Here is an 8,092-nt window from a genome sequence, read left to right as displayed (position 1 = left end):
GCGCAATCAGCAGATGCGCCGCGACTTTATGGCCGATATCTCGCATGAGCTGCGCACTCCGCTGGCGGTGCTTCGCGGCGAGCTGGAAGCCATTCAGGATGGCGTGCGTAAATTCACCCCGGATTCCGTCGCCTCGCTGCAGGCGGAGGTCGCCACGCTGACCAAACTGGTGGAAGATCTGCATCAGTTGTCGATGTCCGACGAAGGCGCCGTGACCGCCTGATGCAGCTTTTCAATAACCTGCTGGAAAACAGTCTGCGCTACACCGACAGCGGCGGCAGGCTGCTGATCAGTGCGGTGACGGAAAACCAGAGCGTCACCATTGATTTTGCCGACAGCGCGCCTGGCGTCACCGATGAACAACTGAAATTACTCTGCGAACGCTTTTACCGCACCGAAGGATCCCGCAATCGCGCCAGCGGCGGCTCCGGCCTGGGGCTGGCTATCTGCATGAACATCGTTGAAGCGCACGGCGGCACGCTCAACGCCACACATTCGCCTTTTGGCGGGGTAAGCATTAAAGTAGAGCTACCGCTGGAACGAGATTTACCGAGAGACGTATGACCACGCTACCCATTGATGACAACGCACCACGGATATTGATCGTGGAAGATGAACCCAAGCTGGGGCAGTTGCTGATCGACTATCTGCAGGCGGCGAACTACGCGCCGACGCTGATCGGTCACGGCGACAAAGTACTGTCATATGTGCACCAGACGCCGCCCGATCTCATCCTGCTCGATTTAATGCTGCCTGGCACCGACGGGCTGACCCTGTGCCGCGAAATCCGCCGTTTTTCGGAAGTGCCAATCGTGATGGTGACGGCCAAAATCGAAGAGATCGACCGCCTGTTAGGGCTGGAGATTGGCGCTGACGACTACATCTGCAAACCCTATAGCCCGCGCGAAGTGGTCGCCCGCGTAAAAACCATTCTGCGCCGCTGCAAGCCGAAACGCGAACTACAGGCGTTAGACGCCGAAAGCCCGCTGATTGTCGATGAAGGCCGTTTTCAGGCCTCGTGGCAGAACAAGCTGCTGGACCTCACGCCTGCGGAATTCCGCCTGCTGAAAACCCTCTCCAGCGAGCCGGGGAAAGTGTTCTCCCGCGAGCAACTGCTCAACAACCTGTACGACGATTACCGCGTGGTGACTGACCGCACCATCGACAGCCACATCAAAAACCTGCGTCGCAAGCTGGAAGCGCTGGACGCCGAGCAGTCATTCATTCGCGCCGTGTATGGCGTCGGTTACCGCTGGGAGGCGGACGCCTGCCGTATCGCCTAGAATCTTCGGTTTACTCCCCCGCCGCCCGGCGCTACAATTCCCGCCCTTAAAGTATGGGAACTCCCCTGCCGCCTTACATTGTGAGGCGGATCTGACCTGTCATCAGAACGAGAAAATCATGTTTAAACCGGAACTCCTTTCCCCGGCGGGAACGCTGAAAAATATGCGTTACGCCTTTGCCTATGGCGCCGATGCCGTTTATGCGGGCCAGCCGCGCTACTCCCTGCGCGTACGCAACAACGAATTCAATCACGAAAACCTTCAGCTAGGGATCAACGAAGCCCATACGCTCGGCAAAAAATTCTACGTGGTGGTGAACATCGCGCCGCATAACGCCAAGCTGAAAACCTTTATTCGTGATTTGAAACCGGTGGTGGAAATGGGGCCGGATGCGCTGATTATGTCCGATCCAGGCCTGATTATGCTGGTGCGCGAGCATTTCCCGGAAATGGCGATTCACCTCTCCGTACAGGCCAACGCTGTTAACTGGGCAACGGTGAAATTCTGGAAGCAGATGGGCCTGACCCGCGTGATCCTCTCCCGCGAACTGTCGCTGGAAGAAATCGACGAGATCCGCACCCAGGTGCCGGACATGGAAATCGAAATCTTCGTGCACGGCGCACTGTGCATGGCCTATTCCGGCCGCTGCCTGCTCTCCGGCTACATCAACAAGCGCGACCCGAATCAGGGCACCTGCANNAAATAGGAGCCGATTCCGGTGCAGAATGTTGAGCCGACGCTGGGCATCGGCGCACCAACGGACAAGGTGTTTATGATTGAAGAGGCGCAACGCCCGGGCGAATACATGACCGCGTTCGAAGACGAACACGGCACCTACATCATGAACTCAAAGGATCTGCGCGCGATTGCTCATGTGGAGCGTCTGACAAAAATGGGCGTCCACTCGCTGAAAATCGAAGGCCGCACCAAGTCATTTTACTACTGCGCCCGTACCGCGCAGGTTTATCGCAAAGCCATTGATGACGCCGCCGCCGGGAAACCGTTCGACACCAGCCTGCTGGAAACCCTCGAAGGGCTGGCGCATCGCGGTTATACCGAAGGCTTCCTGCGCCGCCATACCCATGACGATTATCAGAACTACGAATACGGCTATTCTGTGTCCGAACGTCAGCAGTTTGTCGGCGAGTTCACCGGCGAGCGTAAAGGCGCGCTGGCGGCCGTGGCGGTGAAAAACAAATTCAGCGTCGGCGACAGCCTGGAACTGATGACACCGCAGGGCAACGTCAACTTTACGCTGGAGCATATGGAAAACGCGAAAGGCGAAGTCATGCCGGTCGCGCCGGGCGATGGCTACACCGTCTGGCTGCCGGTGCCGGAAGAACTGGTGCTTGAATATGCGTTGCTGATGCGTAATTTTGCAGGTCAGAGCACCCGAAACCCGCACGGTAAGTAGTTAATCTGGGTTATTTTTTCCGCGCGGAAGATTCTTAGAATCCGATCACATACCGCTTCGTTCATTACGGGTATTATTTCTACGCTGAAAAACATAACCCATAAATGCTAGCTGTACCAGGAACCACCTCCTTGGCCCGTGTAATCTCCCTTACGCGGGCTTATTTTTTTGCCGCTTCATATTTTTCTACTGTTTCGGTCTGTTCCTGGGCGACATTTCAAATCCTGCGATAAACTTGTTCTCATGTTAAAAAATGAGGCACAAAGGATGACCACATTTCCCGCCAGTTTGCTGATTCTTAATGGTAAAGGTACTGATAATGCTCCACTGCGCGACGCCGTAGCACAGTTGCGTAAAGAAGGCGTTGAGATCCACGTTCGCGTGACATGGGAAAAAGGCGATGCCGAACGCTATATCGACGAAGCCCGACGGCTGGGTGTTGCCACCGTGATTGCCGGGGGCGGCGACGGCACCATCAATGAAGTCGCCACGGCGCTCGTTCACTGCCAGGGCGACGATATTCCGGCGCTGGGCATTCTGCCGCTCGGCACCGCTAATGATTTCGCCACCAGCGTCGGCATTCCTGACGAACCGGAGAAGGCGCTGAAGCTCGCCATCGCTGGTAACGCCATCGAGATAGATATCGCCCAGGTGAATGACGAAACCTGTTTTATCAACATGGCGACGGGTGGCTTCGGTACCCGCATCACCAGTGAAACCCCGGAAAAGCTGAAAGCCGCTCTCGGCGGGATTTCGTATCTGATTCATGGCTTAGTGCGCATGGACACCCTCAAACCCGACCGCTGCGAAATACGCGGCGAGAACATTAACTGGCAGGGCGATGCGCTGGTGATTGGGATTGGTAACGGCCGTCAGGCCGGTGGCGGACAACAGCTGTGCCCCGATGCGTTAATCAACGATGGTCTGCTCAATCTGCGCATTCTGACGGGCGAAGAGATCCTCCCCGCCCTGCTCAGCACGCTGGCAAAGGCCGGGCAGAGTCCGAATATTATCGAAGGTGCTTCGTCGTGGCTGACAATCAGCGCCCCGAACGACATCACCTTTAACCTCGACGGTGAACCGCTCACCGGGCGCGAATTTCGCATTGAAATTCTGCCATCCGCCTTACGCTGCCGGTTGCCGCCGGACTGCCCGCTACTGCGATAACACGCCCGCATCACCTCTCCCGCAAGAGAGGTGATGGGTCAGCCATCAGGCGATGGTGACTTTCGCGTCGAGATACACATCCTGCACGGCATTGATCAGTTTCACGCCGTCGGCCATGGTTTTCTTGAACGCTTTACGCCCCAGAATCAGCCCCATACCGCCCGCACGTTTGTTGATCACCGCCGTACGAACCGCATCGGTCAGATCGGTCTCGCCGCCTGCCGCACCACCGGAGTTAATCAGACCGGCGCGCCCCATATAGCAGTTCGCCAGTTGATAACGCACCAGGTCGATCGGGTTTTCGCTGGTCAGTTTGCTGTAGACGCGGTCGTCGGTGTAACCAAAATTCACCGCTTTATAGCCGCCGTTATTTTCCGCCATTTTCTGCTTCACGATATCCGCACCAATGGTGGCTGCCAGATGGTTCGCCTGCCCGGTCAGATCGGCGGAGACGTGGTAATCGACGCCGTCTTTCTTGAAGTCAGAATTACGCAGGTAGGCCCACAGCACAGTAACCATGCCCAGCTCGTGCGCGCGTTCAAAAGCGGCAGAAATCTCTTCAATCTGACGGCGGGACTCAATGGAGCCGAAATAAATCGTCGCCCCTACCGCCACCGCGCCCATATTAAACGCCTGCTCAACGCTGGCATACAGCGTCTGATCGTACTGGGCGGGATAGCTCAGGGTTTCGTTGTGGTTCAGTTTCACCAGAAACGGAATGCGGTGCGCGTAGCGGCGGGACACCGAGGCCAGCACGCCGTAGGTGGAGGCCACGCAGTTACACCCGGCTTCAATCGCCAGTTCAACAATATTCTTCGGATCAAAATAGAGCGGATTGGCGGCAAACGAGGCGCCAGCGGAGTGTTCCACGCCCTGATCCACAGGCAAAATGGAGAGATAACCGGTTCCGGCCAGACGCCCGGTGTTATACAGCGTTTGCATATTTCGCAGTACCGCAGGCGGACGATTATTATCAATCATCACGCGGTCGACATAATCATGACCCGGAAGATAAAGCTGGTCAGCGGAAATGGTCATACAACGGTGCTGTAACAGGCTGTCGGCGTCTTTGCCAAGCAATTGCGCAATATCAGTCATAACGATGCTCCCGTAAGTTCCGACCTCACGTCGGAGATGGATTGTCCTGACCCGCACCATCGCGGGCAGAATAAGCCTGGTACTCTGCGGTCAGTTTTGCCAGCCTGCCGGGGCGTTTTCAGCACAATCCGCTGTCACGTTTCAGGTAGGGTAAATTGCGAGGGCGATCAAAATTTTCACTCAAAGGTATTTAAAAGGTATTATTAATTGGTATTGTTAAGGCGTACCTTACCTGTCATGAAGGATTTAACGATGAAAACTACAGTAAAGCTGTCGTTCATGATGTTTGTTGAATGGTTTATCTGGGGCGCCTGGTTTGTTCCGCTGTGGCTGTGGCTGAGTAAAAACGGGTTCAGCGCGGGTGAAATTGGCTGGTCTTATGCCTGTACGGCGATTGCGGCGATCCTCTCGCCCATTCTCGTCGGCTCGCTGACCGACCGCTTTTTCCCGGCGCAGAAAGTGCTGGCGGTGTTGATGTTTGCCGGGGCGATACTGATGTATTTCGCCGCGCAGCAAACCACCTTCTCCGGCTTTTTCCCGTTGCTGCTCGCCTACTCGCTGACTTATATGCCGACGATAGCCCTGACCAACAGCATCGCTTTTTCTAACGTCCCGGACGTCGAGCGTGATTTCCCGCGTATCCGCGTCATGGGCACCATTGGCTGGATTGGCTCCGGGCTGGTGTGTGGTTTCCTGCCGGAGATGCTGGGCTACGCCGATATCTCGCCGACCAGCATTCCGCTGTTGATCACCGCCGCCAGCTCCGCCGTGCTGGGCGTGTTCGCGTTCTTCCTGCCGGATACGCCGCCGAGGAGCACCGGCAAAATGAGCCTGAAGGTGATGCTGGGGCTGGATGCGCTGATCCTGCTGCGCGACAAAAACTTCCTGGTGTTCTTTTTCTGCTCCTTCCTGTTCGCGATGCCGCTGGCGTTCTACTACATCTTTGCTAACGGCTATCTCTCCGAAGTCGGCATGAAAAACGCCACTGGCTGGATGACGCTCGGCCAGTTCTCCGAAATCTTCTTTATGCTGGCGTTGCCGTTTTTTACCAAACGCTTTGGTATCAAAAAGGTATTATTACTTGGTCTTATCACAGCGGCGATCCGCTACGCGTTCTTCATCTACGGCGGCGCGGATCATTACTTCACCTACGGCTTGCTGTTCCTCGGTATTCTGCTGCACGGTGTGAGCTATGACTTCTACTACGTCACCGCGTATATCTACGTCGATAAAAAAGCGCCGGTGAGCATGCGTAACGCCGCGCAAGGGCTGATTACCCTCTGCTGTCAGGGCTTCGGCAGCCTGCTGGGCTACCGCCTGGGCGGTGTGATGATGGAAAAAATGTTCGCCTATAAAGAACCGGTGAATGGACTGACCTTTAACTGGGCGGGCATGTGGACCTTCGGCGCGGTGATGATTGCCGTGATTGCAGTCCTGTTTATGTTGCTTTTCCGCGAGTCTGATAAAGAAATCACTGCCATTAAGGTGAGCGAAGACAACCGCGATACTGCGTTAACACAAGGGGAAGTTAAATGAAATACGAGCGTATTCTCGGTGCCTTATATGGCCAGGCGGTAGGGGATGCGATGGGCATGCCATCGGAACTGTGGCCGCGCGCCCGGGTGAAAGCGCATTTCGGCTGGATCGACCGCTTTCTGCCCGGGCCTGCGGAAAACAGCGCCGCCTGCTATTTCAAGCGTGCTGAGTTTACCGACGACACCTCCATGGCGCTGTGCCTTGCCGACGCGCTGCTGGAGTGTGACGGTCAGATTGACCCGGATGTGATTGGCCGTCACATCCTCGCGTGGGCCGAACGTTTTGATGCGTTCAATAAAAACGTCCTCGGCCCGACGTCGAAAATTGCGCTGCGGGCCATTCGCGACGGCCAGCCGGTCCGCGAACTGGAGAATAACGGCGTCACCAATGGCGCGGCGATGCGCGTTTCGCCGCTGGGCTGCATGTTGCCCACAGCGGATCTCGAGCGCTTTATCGACGACATCGCCCTCGCCTCCAGCCCGACGCATAAGTCCGATCTGGCAATTGCCGGTGCCGTCGTTGTGGCGTGGGCGATTTCCCGCGCCATCGACGGCGAGCGCTGGGAGAGCATCGTCGAGGCGTTGCCCGCCATCGCCCGTCATGCCCAGGAAAAACGCGTCACGACGTTCAGCGCCTCGCTGGCGGCACGCCTTGAGCTGGCGCTAAAAACGGTGCGTGAGGCCAACGGCGTAGAATCTGCCAGCGAGCAGCTTTATCAGCTGGTGGGCGCGGGCACCAGCACCATTGAATCGGTGCCCTGCGCCATTGCGATGGTGGAGCTGGCGCAGACCGATCCTAACCGCTGTGCGGTGCTGTGTGCCAATCTCGGCGGCGATACCGACACCATCGGGGCGATGGCCACCGCCATCTGCGGGGCGCTGCACGGTGTTGATGCTATCGACCCGGCGCTGAAAGCGGAGCTGGACGGCGTAAATAACCTGGATTTCACCCGCTATGCCAGCGCGCTGCGGGAGTACCGTCAACAGCGAGAGGCGCTATGAAGGCATCCGGAGTCGCCGATAAACTCAGAACGCTGGATCAGCAGCGTCCGGTCACGGTGATTGGCGCGGCGGTGATTGATGTTATTGCCGATGCCTATGCCCTGCCCTGGCGCGGCTGCGACATCGAGCTTAAACAGCAGAGCGTGAACATCGGCGGCTGTGCGTTGAATATCGCCGTGGCACTGAAACGCCTCGGGATCACCGCCTGTAACGCGCTGCCGCTCGGCCAGGGCGTGTGGGCTGAAATCATCTGCAACAATCTGGCGCGCGAAGGGCTGGTCAGCGCGATTGATAACGCCACCGGCGACAACGGCTGGTGTCTGGCGCTGGTCGAGCCCGACGGTGAGCGAACCTTTATGTCCTTCGACTTCGGCCCACGGATTGCGGATATTCCGCCGGCGCTGATGACACGCATTATGGCCTGTAAACCGCTGGTGTCGCTGAATCGTCAGGAGGCGGAAATCATCGCTGAAATAGTCGATTTACCCGCCCAGACCGAGGCTTTTGGTCAGGCGTGGCTTACCCGCTACGGTGCGCCGCTGATCGTTCGTCATGATAAAGACGGCGCCTGGTATTTTACGCCTGAAGGCCAG

The 8,092-nt window shown here is 57.1% G+C and carries 6 protein-coding genes and 2 pseudogenes; 7 read left to right on the top strand and 1 reads right to left on the bottom strand.

All coding sequences use genetic code 11. From position 1 onward, the window contains the following. From GM30_RS03005 to yegS, 4 genes and pseudogenes are all read left to right on the top strand, one after another. Positions 1–564: pseudogene (locus GM30_RS03005) on the top strand (ATP-binding protein); the annotation flags it as partial. After that, positions 561–1,283 carry an envelope stress response regulator BaeR gene (gene baeR / locus GM30_RS03000; protein WP_049847433.1) on the top strand — a complete coding sequence of 241 codons (723 nt, stop codon included), beginning with the start codon at positions 561–563 and terminating at the stop codon, positions 1,281–1,283. The pseudogene GM30_RS03005 and the gene baeR, both read left to right, overlap by 4 nt. 118 nt (positions 1,284–1,401) lie before the next feature. Further along, positions 1,402–2,697, top strand: a pseudogene (locus GM30_RS02995) (peptidase U32 family protein). A 267-nt stretch (positions 2,698–2,964) separates the two neighbouring features. Continuing rightward, on the top strand, positions 2,965–3,864 hold the full coding sequence (gene yegS, locus GM30_RS02990; protein ID WP_049847432.1) for a lipid kinase YegS: 900 nt from the start codon (positions 2,965–2,967) through the stop codon (positions 3,862–3,864). Between the two features lie 45 nt (positions 3,865–3,909). On the opposite strand, the gene fbaB is transcribed toward yegS, so the two are convergent. After that, complete coding sequence (fbaB, locus tag GM30_RS02985) at positions 3,910–4,962, bottom strand: class I fructose-bisphosphate aldolase (RefSeq protein ID WP_049847431.1); 1,053 nt, start codon at positions 4,960–4,962, stop codon at positions 3,910–3,912. Positions 4,963–5,214: 252 nt separating this feature from the next. On the opposite strand from fbaB, the gene GM30_RS02980 reads away from it, so the two are divergent. From GM30_RS02980 to GM30_RS02970, 3 genes are all read left to right on the top strand, one after another. Further along, positions 5,215–6,498, top strand: a complete 1,284-nt coding sequence (locus GM30_RS02980; RefSeq protein WP_049847430.1) for a nucleoside permease — start codon at positions 5,215–5,217, stop codon at positions 6,496–6,498. Then, positions 6,495–7,499, top strand: a complete 1,005-nt coding sequence (locus tag GM30_RS02975) for an ADP-ribosylglycohydrolase family protein (RefSeq protein WP_049847429.1) — start codon at positions 6,495–6,497, stop codon at positions 7,497–7,499. Before GM30_RS02980 ends, GM30_RS02975 begins: the two co-directional genes overlap by 4 nt. Continuing rightward, on the top strand, positions 7,496–8,092 hold a 597-nt coding region (locus GM30_RS02970; RefSeq protein WP_238582599.1), incomplete at its 3' end, for a PfkB family carbohydrate kinase. The genes GM30_RS02975 and GM30_RS02970, both read left to right, overlap by 4 nt.

It is taken from the genome of Trabulsiella odontotermitis (assembly GCF_001188485.1).
Lineage (GTDB): Bacteria > Pseudomonadota > Gammaproteobacteria > Enterobacterales > Enterobacteriaceae > Trabulsiella > Trabulsiella odontotermitis_A.
This window is presented reverse-complemented; position numbering and strand designations above follow the sequence as displayed.